Origin of the sequence: Aurantimonas sp. A2-1-M11 (assembly GCF_036549475.1) — a bacterium.
Classification (GTDB): domain Bacteria; phylum Pseudomonadota; class Alphaproteobacteria; order Rhizobiales; family Rhizobiaceae; genus Aurantimonas.
On the sequence record NZ_JAZHLI010000007.1, the window covers coordinates 14,800 to 32,563 of the forward strand.

The window sequence follows — 17,764 nt, forward strand, 5'->3', positions numbered from 1 at the left end:
CCCCCTGCAGAATATGGTCAGGCCGACATATCACGCCCGTGCCGACGATAGGCAGAACATTCGGCTGCCGGCACTCCCGCTGAGACAGCCGGGTTATGCCGGCGCCGGATCAGGCGTCGGCCAGCCCCTCCACAAAGCGGCGTCGCTTCTCACCCTGCCGGAAACGCACGATCCTCACGCGGCGAACCCGACGCGGATCGGCGTCGAGCACCTGAAATTCGAAGCCAGGCACGGCCTGCACCACCTCACCACGGGCCGGCACTCGACCGAGCTCGGAAAACAAGAGGCCGCCAATGGTGTCGGCCTCGTCTTCATACTCGCTGATGTCGAAATCCTCGCCGACCAGCTTGCGAACCTCGTCGAGATCTGCGCGGGCGTCAGCGTAATAGATGCCATCGCCACTCTCGGTGATCATCGGCGCGTCGTCGTCATGCTCGTCTTCGATATTGCCGACGACCATCTCAATGATGTCCTCCAGCGAGACAAGGCCATCGGTACCGCCATATTCGTCGATGACCAGCGCCATCTGCGTCCGGGTGGCCTGCATGCGGGCCATCAGATCGGTCGCCAGCATGGAAGGCGGCACGAACAGCACCTTGCGGATAATGCCAAGGTCGGAAACCTTGCGGGCGAGGTTGATCTGGCGCAGATCAAGGCCGGCCCTGGCCTTGGCGGCCGGCTCCTTCGCAGCCTGGCCATTGGCGGGACGAGCAACACGGGTGATGTGGCCCACGACGTCGCGGATGTGGATCATGCCGCGCGGATCGTCGAGGCTTTCGCCATAAACCGGCATGCGCGAGTGGCCGCTCGATTCGAACTGCTTCATCAGTTCACCGAGGGTGGTGGTGATGTCCACCGCCTGGATGTCGGCGCGTGGCACCATGACGTCCTCGACGCGCAACTCGCGCAGCCGCAGGATGTTGTTGAGCATCGCCCGTTCCTCAGGCGAGAAGGCCCCCTCGCCGGGATCGTGATGCAGCAGGGCCTGGGTCAGGTCCTCGCGCATCAGACGGGGCATGCGCGGACGCACCCGGTGGATCAGGCCGCCGAAGAAGCCCTCACCGCGGTTTGCGCCGCGCCGACTTCGGTCTTCGCCAGCGTGGTCGTCGCCGTTCTCGGCTCCGGCGGATCCTCGGTTGCCGTCAGCCGCAGCGTCAGTGTCGAAGGTCATCGTCTCGCTCTTGGTTCGCCGGAACGTCCTGTTCGGCTTCGTTCAAGGGACCGGGTTCGTCGCTATAGGGATCGGCGATTTCGAACTCGGCAAGGATGGCGATCTCCGCCGCCTCCATGTCGCTGGCCTCGGAGTCGATAATGTGGTCGAGGCCCATAAGATGCAGAAAGCCGTGGACCAGAAGATGGCGGAAATGGTCCGCCATGGCCTTACCCTCGTCGGCGGATTCCCGGCGAACCGTCTCGAAGGCCACCAGAAGATCGCCCAGAAGCGGGCCGGGACGTTCACCGGGCTCGAGGTCGGCCAGCGGGAAGGACAGGATATTGGTCGGCTTGTCCTTCCCGCGCCATTCGGCATTGACGGCGCGCACAGTCTCGTCGTCGGCCAGCGTCAATGAGATCTCGCTGACAAGGTCGCCGGGAAGACTCAGTCGCGCTGCCGCGACCGCAAAGGTCTGCGTCGCCATGACAGCGATGTCGCCAAGCCCCGCCTCGTCCCAGCGCGGATCCTTTACGGCAAGGGCGACGGTCAGTCCGTCATAGGTTGGCATATCGTAGGCGAGACCAGAGTGCGGTCGGGGCATTATCGGGTTGCCGGGATGCCCGGCGCCCGCGCGCGCGTTGCATCTTCCTCATAGGCCTCGACGATCGCCTGGACGAGCGGATGCCGGACAACATCCTTGGCATCGAAGCGAACCGTCACCGCCTGCGGCACCTTTTCCAGAACGCGCAGTGCCTCTGCGAGACCGGATTTCTGTCCGGGAGGCAAATCGACCTGGGAGGGATCGCCGGTCACCACCATCCGAGCGTTCTCTCCCAGGCGGGTGAGGAACATCTTCATCTGCATGGTGGTGGTGTTCTGCGCCTCGTCGAGGATCACGGCCGCATTCGCCAGGGTCCGGCCGCGCATGAAGGCCAGGGGCGCGATCTCGATCGCGCCGGCAGCCAGCGCCCGTTCCACCTTCTCGGCTGGAATCATGTCGTAGAGGGCGTCGTAGAGGGGTCGCAGATACGGATCGACCTTCTCCTTCATGTCGCCGGGCAGGAAGCCCAGCCGCTCTCCGGCCTCGACCGCCGGGCGCGACAGGATGATGCGTTCGACCTGTCCGCGCTCGAGAAGCATGGCAGCATGGGCGACGGCCAGATAGGTCTTGCCGGTGCCGGCCGGACCGACACCGAAGACGAGTTCGGCACGCTCCAGCGCCCGCATGTAGGCGTCCTGCGTCGGTGTACGCGCATGGATCGTCCGCCGCCGCGTGGAGATCTGTGCCAGCGACATTCGGCCCTTCTTCTCCAGCGTCGGCAGATAGAGCTGATCGTCCGCCGCGATTGCCATGCGGATAGCCCCCTCGACATCCTTGATGCCGATCTCGGTGCCCGCCTGTAGCCGCTCGTAGAGATAGTCGAGCGCCCGCCGCGCCTGTTCGCAACTCGTCGAATCGCCGCGGATCTCGACCTTGTTGCCACGGGCCCGTGCGTCGACCTTCAGTTTCTGCTCGAGAAGCGCGAGATGCTCGTCGAACTGGCCGAAGAGCGAGCCGGCGAGGCGATTGTCTTCGTAGGTCAAAACGATATGGGCCATGTCGGATGCGCCCGACACGGGGGCTGCGGTACTGCGCTCCGTCCTCAAGCGATCTTCCTTATCGGCTCGGCGCTCACGGCGCCCCCTGATGACCTGCTTTCGACAGGAACGGCGCCGCCGGTCGCCAGCAGCGAGTTCGGCAGGGTCGATTCGATCCGCACGGTGACGATGTCGCCGATCTCGCCGGCAGTTGCATCCATCACCACCGGCTGCAGGAAGGGCGAGCGCCCGACCCGCTGGTGGGCATAGCGCCCGGGCTTTTCGACCAGGACATCGAGGTCGCGACCGACGAGTCTCTCGGCAAAATCGACCTGATGCTGGCGCAGCAGCGCCTGCAACCGTTGCAGCCGCTCCGACTTGACCGCCTCGTCGACATGCCCGTCCATCGTCGCGCCGGGTGTGCCGGGTCGCGGGGAATATTTGAAGGTAAAGGCCGAGGCGTAGCGTACGTTTGAGACCAGGCTCATCGTGGCCTCGAAATCCTTATCGGTTTCCCCCGGAAAACCGACGATGAAATCGCCGGACAGCGCAATGTCGGGGCGGGCTGCACGAATGCGATCGAGGAGCGTGAGATAGTCGGCGGCCGTGTGCCGACGGTTCATCGCCTTCAGGATGCGGTCGGATCCCGACTGCACTGGAAGGTGAAGATAGGGCATCACCGCCGGCAGATCGCGATGGGCGGCGATCAGGTCGTCGGCCATGTCGCGGGGATGGGACGTCGTGTAACGCAGACGCGCGAAGCCGGGGATCACGGCGAGAGCCCTCAGCAACCCGCCGAGGCCGATGTCCCGACCGGCCTCATCCTGCCCGGACCAGGCGTTGACGTTCTGGCCGAGAAGCGTGACCTCGCGCACGCCGGCCGCCGCAAGTGCGCGTGCCTCGCTCATGATTTGGGAGAGGGGGCGCGAAACCTCGGACCCCCGCGTATAGGGCACGACACAGAAGGTGCAGAACTTGTCGCAGCCTTCCTGGACGGTGAGAAAGGCCGTGACGCCGCGCGAACGGATCTGCCCAGCGGTCACTTTGGGCAGGTGCCGGAACTTGTCCTCGACGGCGTAGTCGGTCTCCACCACCTTGTCGCCGCGGTCCACTCGTGCGAGCGCCTCGGGCAGACGGTGATAGGTCTGGGGCCCGATGACGAGATCCACCACGGGTGCCCGGTCGATGATCTCCCGGCCCTCGGCCTGGGCCACGCAACCGGCGACGGCGACCCGCATCTGGATCCCCTGCTCGGCCTTTTCAGCCTTCAGAAGACGGATGCGCCCCAGTTCGGAATAGATCTTCTCGGCGGCCCGTTCGCGAATATGGCAGGTATTGAGAAGAACGAGATCGGCATCCTCGATCACTTCGGTCGGCTCGTATCCGTCCCGCGCCAGGGCGTCGCCCATGCGCTGCGAATCATAGACGTTCATCTGGCAGCCATAGGTCTTGATGAAGACCTTGCGGGAATTGACGCCGGTTCTGGCCGGAAATGTTGCTGCGGTCGTGTCGGTCATGCGCCCTTCTGATCGGCCCCTCGTATGACTGTCGGCGCGCGCCGCCGGAAACGAGGGACTTACCCTCCTATATCGACAGCATCGTGACGTGGTGCAAGCGCCGCATTGTCTTGCAGGCCGACGGAACCGCGCATTCTGCCGAGATTGTGGCCGCGAAGGCTCGCCGCCAGCATTTGCCTGACACTCTCATGCGCCACTCGCGCCACGCGCTTGCGGTCGGACGCGGCGGTGAAGACGATCGGCTCCCCGAAGGAGACCTCGACATCGATCGCGCCTTCCCGAAGGATGCCGAGAAGATGCGGGCCGAGTGCCACGTCGCCCGGCCAGGCGACGAAGGAGCGGAAGCGGCGTCCGAGCGGCACGCCGCTCGCGTGGGTATAGGCGATTGCCACCGGCTGCACCCGGACCTGCGCCGTGTGGGACGACACCAGTGCCGCCTGGGCCGCACCGAACAACGCCGTCTTGAACGGCAGCACTTCGTTGCCGTCCGAGGTCGTGCCCTCGGCAAACAGCACCATGACGTCGCCTTCGGTGAGCCGACGCGCGATGGCGCCTGCCTGATGGCCAGTGCGGTGGCGCGCGCCGCGCTCGACGAAGACGGTACGCTGGAGTTTGGCCAGCAGGCCAAAGGCGGGCCAGCCCTCCACTTCCGACTTGGCGATGAAGGACAGCGGCATGATCCGGCCGAGCACCAGTATGTCGGACCAGGATTGATGATTGGCGGCGATCAGCAGCGGATGATCCGGGCACGGGTGACCGACGATATGCACGCGCAGGCCGACCACCCGGCAGGCGATGCGATGCCACAGCACCGGCAAGCGGCGCGCCAGCTTCCAGCCGCGGGCGATTGCCACAGCCTGGACCGGCCAAAGACATACGGTGACGACAACGAGGATGACGGTGACCGCCGCAATGCGCAGGTCGCCGATCATGGGCATCCGGCGCGCGTCACGCGCGATTGCTTCGTCTCTTCCTGCATCGTCATGCGCCTAGCGGAGCAACCGCTTCAGCGTCAACGCGCTTGTACGATGGCCCTCGGGATGACGGTAATAGGCCGGTCGTCGCCCCACCTCCTCGAAACGCAGCCGATCGTAGAGCTTTCGCGCGGCCGTGTTCTCCTCGTCCACTTCGAGGAAAAGCGATCCGGCGCGCGCCGCATGGAGGAGTTGCAGGACCTCGTCCATCAACAGTCGCCCCACCCCGGCGCCCCGCGCGTGTTTGGCCACGGCAATCGTGAGGATTTCAGCCTCGCCATCCGTGTTGCGGGCGAGCACAAAACCGAGCGGCGGCTCGTCGGGCAGCCCCACCCGGCGTGCGACGACGCCAAATGTCCCGTCCTGCGCCAGGATCGCCGCCAGTTCCTCACCGGTCCAGGCCTGGGCGAAAGCCTGGCTGTGGAGATCGGCCGCAGCGTCGATGTCCTCGTCGGTCAGCGGCGCGGCGACAACTTCCTGGCCACCGAAGAGACCTTCCAGAAAGGAGGCGGTCCAGACCCAGGGCAGATACCAGTACATGAGCCCTCGCTCGTTCCAGCGCGCTGACGATCGGTCATCACGCAACTGACCGAATTGCCTGCGAACACTTGTATCGGCAATCCGTGTCGATCCTAACCCGAATTCAAGGCGATTGAGGAGCGCTTTCACCGGTCATGGCAAACAGGCCGGCTGCCGCCGCGGGCTTGGCGTCAGCCCCCCGCAGATAGAGCGGGCGCGGAGCCTCCACGGCGTCGCGCCCGGCGGCCAGGCGACACAGCACCGCGATATCGACCGCTGCCGTTTCCGACAGGAGGACGACATCGCGATCCGGCAAAGCGGACCCGGCGATGGCCCCGCCCGTGCCGACGAGTGCCAGCGAGCGGGCACGTGCCGCCGGCACGATGAATTCGGACAGTTCCTTCGGCGCGAGCGCCGCCGGACCGTTCAGCAACATGGCGTCGCGGCCATAGAGTGCAGCATAGACCTCACCGCGCTTGGCATCGAGAATGCTCAGGACAGCGTCATGGCTTGCGGCATAAGCCGCGGCCAGCGTCTCCAGTGTTGTGACGCCGATTGCCGGAATGCCCAGCGTCAGAGCCAGACCACGCGCGGCCGAGACCCCGACCCGCAATCCGGTAAAGGACCCCGGCCCAACCGTGACGGCGAGCCGGCCGAGCGATCCATAGGAAGCGCCTGCCTCGGCCAGAACCGCGTCGATGATGCCGAACAGCTGTTCGGCATGGCCCTTGCCGGTCTCCGGCTCGGCCCGCGCCAGCATCCTGCCCGCGTCCATGTCGTACAGTCCCGCCGAACACCGCCCGAAAGCCGTGTCGATGCCCAGAAGCAGTGCGGCCATCGGATCAGACGCGCCCCACGTCCTGTGGCATCAGGCAGCCTCGACCGCTTCCACCGCCTCGACCTCTGGCACGAAATGCCGCAGCAGGTTCTGAATGCCGTGCTTGAGGGTCGCCGTAGACGAAGGGCAGCCGGCACAGGCGCCGCGCATGTTCAGATAGACGGTGCCATCGCGATAGCCGCGGAAGGTGATGTCGCCGCCGTCCTGGGCGACGGCCGGACGTACGCGGGTCTCGAGAAGTTCCTTGATGGTGGCCACGGTCCCTTCGTCGCCGGCCTCGAAGAATTCCTCGCCGTCGGGCATGGCCGCCGAGGAGCCCTGCACCGTCATGACCGGCTCGTTGCCCATGAAATGCTCCATCAGGCCGGCCAGGATCGCCGGCTTGAGGTGCTGCCAGTCCGGGCCGTCCTTGCTGACGGTGACGAAATCATAGCCGAAGAACACGCCGCTCACGCCTGGCACGTCCATCAGACGCGCCGCCAGCGGCGATCGGTTGGCAGCGTCTTCCTTCGACAGGAATTCCTCGGTGCCGCTTTCCAGCACGACGCGTCCGGGAAGGAACTTCAGCGTCGCCGGGTTCGGCGTGACTTCGGTCTGGATGAACATCTCGCATCCTCTCTTGCGACCTTCGGGTCGCTCATAATCTGGAATCGTTCTAAACTTACTGCAGAACGACGTTGAGGGCAACATAAGGGGTCCACAGCCTTGGCGACAGAGGCACGCAAGTGAACTGCGTCCCGGCGATCAGCAGAGGCTCTGGATATCCTCGTCGGTGAGGGTCGCCGGCACGATCGTCACGGGGATCGGAAAGGCCGCGCCCTTGCCGGCGACGGCCGACACCAGGGGTCCCGGGCCTTCGTTGGCCTCACCCGCGGCCAGCACCAGAATGGCGATCTCGCGGTCCGCCTCGATCAGGGCATGGATCTGCTCGATCACCGTGCCTTCGCGCACCACCGCCTCGGACTCGATGCCGACCGCCTCGCGGAGCTCGTCGGCGACCTTGCCCAGCCGGGCACCGGCTTCCTGGTTGGCTTCCGCCCGCATGATCTTCTCGACGCCGAGCCAGTGCTGGAAATCGCCCGGCTCGATGACATAGAGGAGCACGGCTCCGCCGCCGCTCGCCTTGGCACGCTGCGCCGCGTAGGCCGCGGCCCGCATGCATTCGGGCGTGTCGTCGATAATGGCGAGGAACTTGCGTTTGCCGCCGGCGTCCCGACCGATGCGTTTCGATACCATGGAGGCAAGATGGCAGCGTGGGTGGCCCGCGACAAGACGAGGGAACGCACTGTCACGTCGCGCACATCCCAAACGACTGAATTATCTAGTCCCGCAGCAGGCCGATAATGTCCTTCACATCGTTGATCGTCGCCTCGGCGATGGCACCGGCGCGCTCGCCGCCATCTCTGAGGACAGCGTCGATATGGTCGGGCTCGGCCAGAAGCCGGCGCATCTCGGCGCTGACCGGGGCGAGCTTCTCCACTGCCAGTTCGGCCATGGCCGGCTTGAACTCGGAGAATTGCCGGCCGCCGAATTCGGCAAGAATCTCTGCCTTGGACCGCTCCGCGAGGGCGGCGTAGATGCCGACCAGGTTGTCGGCCTCCGGCCGGCCCGTCAGCCCGTCGAGCTCGGACGGCAACGCGTCGGGATCGGTCCGCGCCTTGCGGATCTTGCGTGAGATCGCGTCGGCGTCGTCCGTCAGGTTGATGCGCGAAAGGTCCGACGGATCGGATTTCGACATCTTTTTGGAACCGTCCTTCAGGCTCATCACTCGCGTCGCAGGCCCCTCGATCAGAGGCTCGGTGATCGGGAAATAGCCATCGACCCGCTCGTCGTCCACCTGCATCGGTACGCCGAGGCCGGCAGCGGCAATCTTGTCGGAAAAGTCGTTGTTGAACTTGGCGGCAATGTCACGGGTCAGTTCCAGATGCTGCTTCTGGTCATCACCGACAGGCACGTGGGTGGCGCGATAGAGCAGGATGTCGGCGGCCATCAGGCTTGGATAGGCGAGCAGACCCAGCGAAGCGTTCTCGCGGTCCTTGCCGGCCTTCTCCTTGAACTGGGTCATGCGGTTCATCCAGCCGATGCGGGCGACACAGTTGAACACCCAGGCGAGCTCGGCATGGCCGGAGACCCGGCTCTGGTTGAAGACGATGTGCTGCTGCGGGTCGATCCCGGCGGCTAGGAACGCAGCGGTGATCGACCGGGTCTGGCCGCGCAGGTCGTCATGGACGAGTTGGGCGGTGATCGAGTGCAGGTCGACGACGCAATAGATGCAGTCGTGGCTCTCCTGCAGGGCGACGAACTTGCGGATCGCGCCGAGATAATTGCCCAGGTGCAGGTTGCCGGTGGGCTGCACGCCGGAAAAGACGCGGGGGGTGATGTCGCTCATGGTCGGCGGCTCCGGAATTTGGCAGCGCTGGCGGGAATTGCCGCGCGTTATGGCCGAGGGCATCGGCGCGATCAAGCGCCGGCGATCCGATCGTGTCGGCTCACGGTGCTGAGGGTGGCGGCGGGGGCCGCTTGCGCCGGAGGACGGCGACGAACAGCCGGCGGTCGGCCGCACCGGTGGCCAGCGCCAGGGCGAAATAGACCGCCATGGCCGAGGCGACGAGCACCCCGATCGCCAGGATCTGCGTCGTCAGCGGACTGGACGGCTGCAGCCAATTGTCGAACTCGATCATCTCGACGATCAGGACGCCGCCCATCAAAAGCGAGCACAGGATCACCAATGCGGTGCGCTTCAACAGCTCGCGATCGACCTGCCAGAGTCCCTTGCGGTAGAGGCCGGCGAACAGGAGGCCGGCGTTCAGCCAGCCGGCGAGCGTGGTGGCCAGTGCGATGCCCTGTTCGGCGATCCACCAGAACAGCACCAGTGACAGGACGATGTTCGCACCAGCCGAAGCCAGCGTCGCCTTCATCGGCGTCTTGGTGTCCTCGCGGGCAAAATAGCCGGGAGAGAAGACCTTGATCATCACGAAGGCCGGCAGGCCAAGCGCGTAGAGGCCCAGCACAGCGGCGACGGCGGGCGTGACCGAGGGATCGAAGGCACCGCGCTCGTAGATTACCCGGATGATCGGCTCGGGAATGATGAACAGGGCGACCGCCGCGGGCAGCGTCAGGAACAGCGCGAATTCCAGGCTGCGATTCTGGGTGTGCTGGGCCTCGCGCAGATGGCCGGCCTTCAGGGCGCGCGCGAGCTCCGGCAGGAGCACGACGCCGATTGCGACACCGACCATGCCGAGCGGGAGCTGATAGGGCCGGTCGGCATATTGCAGGATCGACACAGCCCCCGGCTTGAAGGACGCGATCGCTTGACCGATAAAAAGGTTGATCTGGGTGATGCCGCCGATCAGCGCCGCGGGGCCGGCGAGCACGAGGAGTCGCTTCAGGCCCTTGGTCCAGCGTGGCCGCTTGAGCGCGATGCCGAAGCCGGCCATGCGCATGGCGACGACGACCAGCGCGAGTTGCGCCAGCCCCGCCACCGTGACGCCCCAGCTCATCAGGAAGCCAATCGTTGGCTTGTCGACATCGGCCCAGAGACACCAGGACAGGACACCGATCAGCACGAAGTTGAGCAGCGTCGGGGCGGCGGCGGCCACGAAGAAGCGCCGGAAGGCATTGAGGATACCGCACACCATCGCCATCAGCGACATGCAGGCGAGATACGGGAACATGATGCGCGAGAAGGTGACGGTGATGTCGTAGCGCGCCGCGCAGGAGATGACGTCGCCGCCGGCAGAGGGATCGTCGACGCAGACGGCAAGGCCCGGCGCTATGATCGTCTTGACGAGGACCGGCATGAAGATGAGCGCCAGCACCGTCAGCGCTACCAGCGCGGTGAAAAGCGTGGAGAAGATCTCGGTGGCAAAGCGTCGCGCCCCCTCCTCGCCCTCCTCTTCCAGCGAGCGCGAGAAGAGCGGTATGAAGGCCGCGTTGAACGCCCCCTCCGCGAATAGCCGGCGGAACAGGTTGGGAAAGCGGAACGCCAGGTTGAACGCATCGGCCACCGGCCCGACGCCGAGAGCCGATGCCATCATCATTTCGCGACCGAAGCCGAAGATGCGGGAGACCAGCGTCGCCCCGCCGACTGTGGCGAACTTCGAGAGAAGGCTCATCGATGGGGAATGCCGAATGCATGGGGCGATGACATCACGACTGGCGATGACATCTCGCCTTCCGGGCTGTCGAACACCCGCTTCAGACGCGCCTCGATCCGCTCGATGCGGGTCTCGCTGGTGATCTTGGTCCCGATCAGGTCCGTGACGTAAAATACGTCGACGACCTTCTCGCCATAGGTCGAGATGTGGGCCGAGCGGATGTCGAGATTGAGGTCGGAGATCGCCCCGGTCACGTCCGACAGGAGGCCCGGCCGGTCCAGCCCCTCGACCTCGATGACGGTGAGTTGGTTCGACAGGGTGTTGTCGACGCTGATACGCGGCTTGATGGCAAAGAGGGCGGTGCCGCGAGGCGGCCGACGATTGGCCAGGAGACTGGCCGGCATCTCGCGTCCCTGCAGCAGCTTGGCGATATTCGCGCAGATCCGCTCGGCGCGGCGAATCTCGTCGTCGTCGGATTCGAATTCGCGGTTGAGCAGCATCACGTCCAGCGCCCGGCCATCCGACATGGTGAAGATCTGCGCGTCGGCGATGTTGGCACCTGTGCCGGCGCAAGCGCCGGCGATCAGGGACAGGAGCCGTGGATGATCAGGCGCCAGGACCATGATTTCCGTCACCTCACGGAACCGGTCGGTCCGGGTCCGGGTGGCCAGGGCACCTGCGTCGCGCGACTCGCGGACGAATTCCGCATGGCGCAGCTGATCGTCCAGCGGCGCGGTAAGGAAATAGTTCGGATAGTGCAGGTCGAGATAGGCGGCGCGTTCGGTTTCCGGCCAGGCGGAGAGCCGTTCGGCAAGCCGCTCGCGCGCCAGACCGATGCGCTGGCTGCGCGAGGTCTGGGTAAAGCCGCCGGTCAGGGCCGGTTCGGTTTCCATGTAGAGGGTGCGCAGAAGCTGCCCCTTCCAGCCATTCCATACCCCAGGCCCCACCGCCCGGATGTCGCAGACCGTCAGGATGGTCAGCAGTTTCAGCCGGTCGAGGGTGCGCACGCGTTCGGCGAAGTCGAGAATGGTCTTGCGGTCGTTGAGGTCGCGCTGCTGCGCCGTCATCGACATCACCAGATGATCCTCGACCAGCCAGGCGACCAGTTCGGTCTCGCGCTCATCGAGGCCGAAGCGCGGACAGAGTTCGCGCGCGATCTCGGCGCCCGCGACGGAATGGTCGACGGGGCGCCCCTTGGCGATGTCGTGCAGCAGCAGCGCCACGTAGAGCGGCACGCGGTCCCTCTGCAACGGCATGAAGCCGCTCGACAGGGGCACCTCCTCGACCAGATCGCCATGCTCGATCCGCGACAGGGTGGCGATCGAGCGCAGGAGATGCTCGTCAACCGTGTAGTGGTGATACATGTTGAACTGCATCATCGCGACGATGCGGCCGAAATCGGGGATGAAGCGGCCGAGAACGCCTGCCTCGTTCATCCGCCGCAGATGCAGTTCGGGATCCTTGCGATCGGTGAGGACGTCGATGAAGAGGCTGTTGGCCTCTGGATTGTCCCGCAGTCCGGCGTCAACGAGCCGCAGGGAGCGGCGGATCAGCTTCAGGGCATCGGGGTGATATTCCAGATCGTGCAGCGCCGCGAGGCGGAAGACGCGGATCAGATTGACCGCATCGTCGCGGAAGACCGAGGGCCGGCTGACATTGATGCGATTGTTGTCGATATGGAAATCGAGCGTACCGGGGATCTTCTTGGCGCGGCCGCGCAGGGTGCGCACGAAGCCGCGGATGCCCGGGGCATCCTTGGCGTGCTGCTCCTCCAGGGCCGCGCAGAAGATGCGGGTCAGATCGCCGACATCCTTGGCGATCAGGAAGTAGTGCTTCATGAAGCGCTCGACGTCCTTCAACCCCGGATGGGCATTGTAGCCGAGCCGCTTGGCGATCTCCGGCTGCAGGTCGAAGGACAGGCGTTCCTCGGCCTTGCCGGTGGCGAAGTGCATGTGGCAGCGCACCGCCCAGAGAAAGTCCTCGGCCTTGGCAAACAGCCTGGCCTCGCGCCTGGAGAAGACTCCGGCCTCCACCAGCGCTTCGGTGGTGGTCACGCGGTAATGGTACTTGGCGATCCAGAACAGCGTGTTGAGGTCGCGCAGCCCGCCCTTGCCCTCCTTGATGTTGGGCTCGACCAGGTAGCGCGTGTTGCCGGTCTTGGCGTGGCGAGCAGCGCGCTCCTCCAGCTTGGCGGCGATGAAGGCCTCGCTGGTCCCCGCGACAATTTCCGCGTCGAATCGCCTGTCGAGTTCGGCGAACAGTTCCACGTCACCTGCAATCAGCCATCGTTCGAGAATGGCGGTGCGGATAGTGAAGTCAGCGCGCGAGAGCTTGATGCATTCATCGACGGTACGGGAGGCATGGCCCACCTTGAAGCCCATGTCCCACAGAAGATACAGGAGATACTCCACCACCTGCTCACCGAGCGCCGACTGCTTGTAGGGCAGGAGGAAGAGAAGATCGATGTCGGAGCCCGGCGCCAGCGTGCCGCGGCCATAGCCGCCAACGGCCAGGATGGCCATCCGCTCGCCGGCCGACAGATTGGAAGCATTGAAGACAAAGCGCAGCGCGTAATCATGAATCCCGTGGATCACTGCGTCTTGCAGTCTGGCGAGACGGCGGGCGCAGCGGCTGCCGCTGCCATCCTCGAAAAGCAGTTCCTCGATGGTCGCGCGGCCATTGCGGATCACCTCCCGGACCAGCGCCAGGACCTCGGTCCGGGCCGCATTCGATGCCCCGCCTGCGCTGTCCTTCTCGGCGATGGCGGCCAGATTGCTGCGCAGACCGTCGACGTCGAGGATACCGACAAGGCTTTCTTCTTCGGACGGGGCAGCGGGGCTCGACAAAGCGGCGGCGGCCTCCAGCATCGTCATCGGCAGTCCTGATCGATCGAATTCGCGTTTGGCGGCAGGCTATATCGCATTCCCTCGCATGAAGCGAGAAAGGCCCGTGCCATGTCAGATTGTTGGGCTGACGATTAATGACGGCAGACATGAAAAAGGGCCGCCCCGAAAGACGACCCTGATTTGGAGGCCATGAGCCTCGCGACTTGCGAAAGTCTTCAGCGGCGGACAGCGTCGCGCTCTGCCTCGTTCGCCTCGGTGCGATAGAAGTCACTGCCCGGGACGGGTGCAGGTTCTGCACCGGTGGTGGCGGTCTCGCCCTGGGCATAGCCATAGGCGCGATCGTCAGTCTGACCCGAGGAGGGGAGAGCGCCGCCGGCGGCGGTTACCTGCCGCTGCATTTCCTCGTTGCGCGTGTCGTAATAATCCGAACCCGGGACGATCGACTGTGCAGCAGCCGGCGCGACCAGAGAATGACCGACGATTGTTGCGGAAATGGCGATGACATTCTTCATTGTATTACCGTTCTATGCTTTTATTACAATTCTCTGCGGCACCGGGATAATTTTTGCACCCCGTGATGCCGATTTATATTGATTTAATCATTGTATTCTGCGTGAAGGCGCCTGGTTGTGAACGGTCTGGGGGTGACAATCACCCCCATCGCAATGGAACCTGTGATTTGAAGCAAATGCTGAACAGTCGAGAGTTATATAAGCTCAAATGAAAAAAGGGCCGCCCCTTGCGGGACGACCCTTTGTTCATACCGTCCGCGCTGGGGCGGACGAATGCAGTCTTACTGCGTGGCTTCGGTGGAGGAGCCGTCCTGCAGAGCTTTACCCTGCTGCGTAGTCGGCGCCTCACCCGGCGTGAAGGTTGCACCCGAACCCGGGACCAGAACATCGTCCGAGCCCTCGGGTGTCGTCGACGACGTCGTCATGCCGTTGTCCTCGGCGACATCGTCACGCTCCTGCGCTTCGGCCGTATCGGTCTGCGACTCGCTGCCCGGGACGATGGTCGCCTGGTCCTCGTTGACTTCCGGAGCAACGCCGGTCACGCCGTTGCCTTCGGCGACATCGTCACGCTCGGCAGCGTTGTTCTGCTCGATCACGGTCTCCGAACCGGGAACGCCCGGCGTCGAGGACTGGGCCAGAGCGCCGAAGCTGAACACCGAGGTACCAAGCAGGGCGGCGGTAAAAATAGCGGTCGTCTTCATAAGGAAATACCTTTCTTATGAGTATATTGTTGTGAACATCCCGACAATCGCGCCGGTAAATTCACGATCGGGCAAACAACGGCACCCCTGCCCCCTTGGTTCCACCGAAATTGACTGTTCCCTTCAAGAAGGCATCACGAGAATGAGATCTAAATGTCATGGAGCAGGTCGGTCCGCATAAGCCCAGGCCCCTGCATAATATGCATCGCGTCGGCTTCAGTCGGTCGCAAACACCGGACCACGTCGGCCCGACCGCTGCGCGAAGGCGTCGTCGTTGCGGCAAACTGCCACCATGCGACGGCTGGGTTCAGTTCCCGGCCGTCGCAAGACCCTTCAGCCGATACAACTCCTCCAGCGCCTCGCGCGGCGACAGGCTGTCCGGGTCGAGATTGCCGAGCGCATCGCGAAGAACGGTGTCGGCCGGCCGCTCTGGAGCCTCGCTCCTGCGCGAAACCGCCGAAAAGAGCGGCAGGTCGTCGACGAGGGCACTGCGCCTTTCGCCCTGCTCGCCCCTTTCGAGCTGGATCAGCACCTGGCGAGCGCGTTCCACCGCCTGCGCCGGCAACCCGGCGAGCTTGGCCACCTGGATGCCGTAGGATCGATCGGCGACGCCCGGCTTGACCTCGTGCAGGAAGATTACCTCCCCTTCCCACTCCTTCACGCGCATGGTGGCGTTCTTCATCCGGCCGAGCCGGGCCGCCAGTGCCGTCATCTCGTGGAAATGGGTCGCGAAGAGCGACCGGCAGCGATTGACCTCGTGCAGGTGCTCGACCGCGGCAAAGGCGATGGACAGCCCGTCATAGGTCGCCGTCCCGCGGCCGATCTCGTCGAGGATGACAAGCGCCCGCTCGCCGGACTGGTTGAGGATCGCGGCGGTCTCGACCATCTCCACCATGAAGGTCGAGCGTCCCTCGGCAAGGTCGTCGGACGCCCCCACCCGGCTGAACAGCCGATCGACAATGCCGATATGGGCGCGGGTCGCCGGAACGTAGGATCCGATCTGAGCGAGGACCGCGACAAGGGCGTTCTGGCGCAGGAAGGTCGACTTGCCGCCCATGTTCGGGCCGGTCAGCAGCCAGATCCCCCCGGCCTCGGCACCGTCCGGCGGCGACAGATCGCAGTCATTGGCCACGAACGGCCCGCCGCTGCCCGCCTTCAGTGCCGCCTCGACCACCGGATGGCGACCGCACTCCACCGCGAAGGCCAGACTGTCGTCGACGAGAGGCGCGGTCCAGTCCTCGGCCACGGCGAGTTCGGCCAGAGCGGCGGAGACGTCCAGGACCGCCAGCGCCTCGGCGCCGCGCTGGATGGCTTCGGCGCTGTCGACGACAGTCTCGACAAGGCGGTCGAATGCGGCCAGTTCGATGCGCAGCGCCTCGGAGGCCGCGCCGGCAATCCGGCTTTCCAGTTCGGACAGTTCCGTGGTGGTGAAGCGCATGGCCGAGGCCATGGTCTGGCGATGGATGAAACGGACGCCGGCCTCGCCTTCCGTCAGGGCTTTGGCCTGCCCCTCCCCAACCTCGACGAAATAGCCGAGCACGTTGTTGTGCTTGATCCGGAGATTGCGGACCCCGGTCTCGGCGGCGTAGCGGCCCTGCAACTCGGCGATCACCCGGCGGGAGTTCTCGCGCATTGCCCGCGCCTCGTCGAGTTCGCCGATCGCGCCTTCGCGGACGAAGCCGCCATCGCGCTTCTGCAGCGGCATGTCGTCGGCAAGCGTGGCGGCCAGCGGCTCGAGGCAGTGGCGCGGCAGGGCCGAGAGCGCAGCGACAGCGCGGGCCAGTTCGTCCGGAAGGTCACCGGCGAGGCTCTCGGCGAGCGCGAGGCCCGCCTGCAGCCCGTCACGAATGGCAGCAAGATCGCGCGGGCCGCCACGGCCGAGGGACAGCCGCGACAACGCGCGCTCGGTGTCAGGCAGCCCGGCAAGTGCGGCGCGCAGGCGCTGGCGGGCGGGCATGTCTGCGATGAAATGGCCGAGCGCGGCCTGACGCTCGCGGATCGCCGCCGGATCGGTCAGCGGCCCGGCCAGCCGCACCGCCAGGAGCCTGCCGCCGGCGCCCGTAACTGTCCGGTCGATGGTGGCGAGAAGACTGCCCTGGCGCTTGCCGGAAATGGTGCGGGAAAGTTCCAGCGAGGCGCGCGTCGCCGGATCGATCTGCATCAGCGAGCCGGCTGCGACACGTTCGGGCCGCTGCAAGGCGGGCCGCGCCGCGAGCTGGGTCTTGCCGAGATAGGCGGTGAGCGCCGCCCCGGCGGCAAGCTCCACGCGCGAGAACCCGCCGAACCCTTCCAGCGTCGCCACGCCGAAGAACCGGCACAGGCGCTCCTCGGCGGTCGCGCCGTCGAACAGGGCCTGGGGTTCGGGCCGGGCCGTGCGGCCGTAGCGGCGAAGCAGTGGCTGCAGCGCCTCGTCGTGGAATACAGGATCGGCGACGACCAGTTCGCTCGGCTCGATGGCGGCGATGTCGGTTGCCAGCCGGGTCAGGTCGGTCTCGGCGAGGCGAAAGCTGCCGGTCGACAGATCCGTCCAGGCGAGCGCGAAGGTGGCGTTGGCGCCGCTGCCGCCGAGCCGTGCGAGCGCCATCAGGTAGTTGGGCCGGCCGGGCTCGAGGAGGGTCTCCTCGGTGATCGTGCCGGGCGTGACCAGCCGCACGACGTCGCGCCGCACCACCGACTTGGCGCCGCGCTTGCGCGCCTCGGCCGGGTCCTCCACCTGTTCGCAGACGGCGACACGGTGGCCGAGCGCGATCAGCTTGTGGAGATAGTCGTCGGCCGAGACCACCGGCACGCCCGCCATCGGAATGTCGTCGCCCAGATGCTTGCCGCGCTTGGTCAGGGTGATCCCGAGGGCACGGGAGGCCTCCACCGCGTCGTCGAAAAACAGCTCGTAGAAATCGCCCATCCGGTAGAACAGGAGGCAGTCGGGATTGGCCGACTTGATCTCGATGTACTGCGCCATCATGGGCGTCGGAGGCGGCGTTTGCGCGGCGTCCGTTTGCGCTGTCATCGCTGCGATCGTTCTCTTGCGT

15 protein-coding genes are annotated in these 17,764 nt (G+C 65.4%); all 15 read right to left on the minus strand.

Features of this window, described 5'->3' with window-relative positions:
• Window positions 1-109: 109 nt before the first annotated feature.
• The 15 genes from VQ042_RS04805 to mutS all read right to left on the minus strand — a co-directional run bounded on the left by VQ042_RS04805 (window position 110) and on the right by mutS (window position 17,742).
• On the minus strand, window positions 110-1,171 hold the full coding sequence (locus VQ042_RS04805; protein WP_442880033.1) for a hemolysin family protein: 1,062 nt from the start codon (window positions 1,169-1,171) through the stop codon (window positions 110-112).
• Window positions 1,155-1,754: an rRNA maturation RNase YbeY gene (gene ybeY, locus VQ042_RS04810; protein WP_331816136.1), complete on the minus strand. Its 600-nt coding sequence runs from the start codon at window positions 1,752-1,754 to the stop codon at window positions 1,155-1,157. The genes VQ042_RS04805 and ybeY overlap by 17 nt, the downstream gene beginning before the upstream one ends.
• Window positions 1,754-2,752, minus strand: coding sequence for a PhoH family protein (locus VQ042_RS04815; protein WP_331816138.1), 999 nt, complete (start codon window positions 2,750-2,752; stop codon window positions 1,754-1,756). Before VQ042_RS04815 ends, ybeY begins: the two co-directional genes overlap by 1 nt.
• A gap of 44 nt (window positions 2,753-2,796) precedes the next feature.
• On the minus strand, window positions 2,797-4,248 hold the full coding sequence (miaB, locus tag VQ042_RS04820; protein WP_331816140.1) for a tRNA (N6-isopentenyl adenosine(37)-C2)-methylthiotransferase MiaB: 1,452 nt from the start codon (window positions 4,246-4,248) through the stop codon (window positions 2,797-2,799).
• Window positions 4,249-4,307: 59 nt separating this feature from the next.
• Complete coding sequence (locus VQ042_RS04825; protein WP_331816142.1) at window positions 4,308-5,180, minus strand: lysophospholipid acyltransferase family protein; 873 nt, start codon at window positions 5,178-5,180, stop codon at window positions 4,308-4,310.
• A gap of 57 nt (window positions 5,181-5,237) precedes the next feature.
• Complete coding sequence (locus VQ042_RS04830) at window positions 5,238-5,891, minus strand: GNAT family N-acetyltransferase (protein ID WP_331816144.1); 654 nt, start codon at window positions 5,889-5,891, stop codon at window positions 5,238-5,240.
• Window positions 5,866-6,579, minus strand: coding sequence for a tRNA (adenosine(37)-N6)-threonylcarbamoyltransferase complex dimerization subunit type 1 TsaB (gene tsaB, locus VQ042_RS04835; RefSeq protein ID WP_331816146.1), 714 nt, complete (start codon window positions 6,577-6,579; stop codon window positions 5,866-5,868). Before tsaB ends, VQ042_RS04830 begins: the two co-directional genes overlap by 26 nt.
• A gap of 30 nt (window positions 6,580-6,609) precedes the next feature.
• Window positions 6,610-7,185 (minus strand): NifU family protein, encoded by a 576-nt coding sequence (locus tag VQ042_RS04840; RefSeq protein ID WP_331816148.1) that lies wholly within the window; start codon window positions 7,183-7,185, stop codon window positions 6,610-6,612.
• 138 nt (window positions 7,186-7,323) lie between these two features.
• Window positions 7,324-7,815, minus strand: a complete 492-nt coding sequence (locus tag VQ042_RS04845; protein ID WP_331816150.1) for a universal stress protein — start codon at window positions 7,813-7,815, stop codon at window positions 7,324-7,326.
• A gap of 85 nt (window positions 7,816-7,900) precedes the next feature.
• The gene (gene trpS, locus VQ042_RS04850; RefSeq protein ID WP_331816152.1) at window positions 7,901-8,968 is read right to left on the minus strand and encodes a tryptophan--tRNA ligase; all 1,068 of its coding nucleotides are present in this window, start codon (window positions 8,966-8,968) and stop codon (window positions 7,901-7,903) included.
• 100 nt (window positions 8,969-9,068) lie between these two features.
• The gene (gene murJ / locus VQ042_RS04855; protein WP_331816154.1) at window positions 9,069-10,694 is read right to left on the minus strand and encodes a murein biosynthesis integral membrane protein MurJ; all 1,626 of its coding nucleotides are present in this window, start codon (window positions 10,692-10,694) and stop codon (window positions 9,069-9,071) included.
• Entirely contained in the window at window positions 10,691-13,549 is a 2,859-nt protein-coding gene (locus VQ042_RS04860; RefSeq protein ID WP_331816155.1) for a [protein-PII] uridylyltransferase, read from the minus strand. Before VQ042_RS04860 ends, murJ begins: the two co-directional genes overlap by 4 nt.
• 188 nt (window positions 13,550-13,737) lie before the next feature.
• Complete coding sequence (locus VQ042_RS04865) at window positions 13,738-14,034, minus strand: hypothetical protein (RefSeq protein ID WP_331816157.1); 297 nt, start codon at window positions 14,032-14,034, stop codon at window positions 13,738-13,740.
• A 281-nt stretch (window positions 14,035-14,315) separates the two neighbouring features.
• Window positions 14,316-14,735 carry a hypothetical protein gene (locus tag VQ042_RS04870; RefSeq protein ID WP_331816159.1) on the minus strand — a complete coding sequence of 140 codons (420 nt, stop codon included), beginning with the start codon at window positions 14,733-14,735 and terminating at the stop codon, window positions 14,316-14,318.
• Window positions 14,736-15,042: 307 nt separating this feature from the next.
• A complete protein-coding gene (gene mutS, locus VQ042_RS04875; protein WP_331816161.1) occupies window positions 15,043-17,742 on the minus strand; it encodes a DNA mismatch repair protein MutS in 2,700 nt (899 codons plus the stop codon).
• Between the last annotated feature and the right edge of the window lie 22 nt (window positions 17,743-17,764).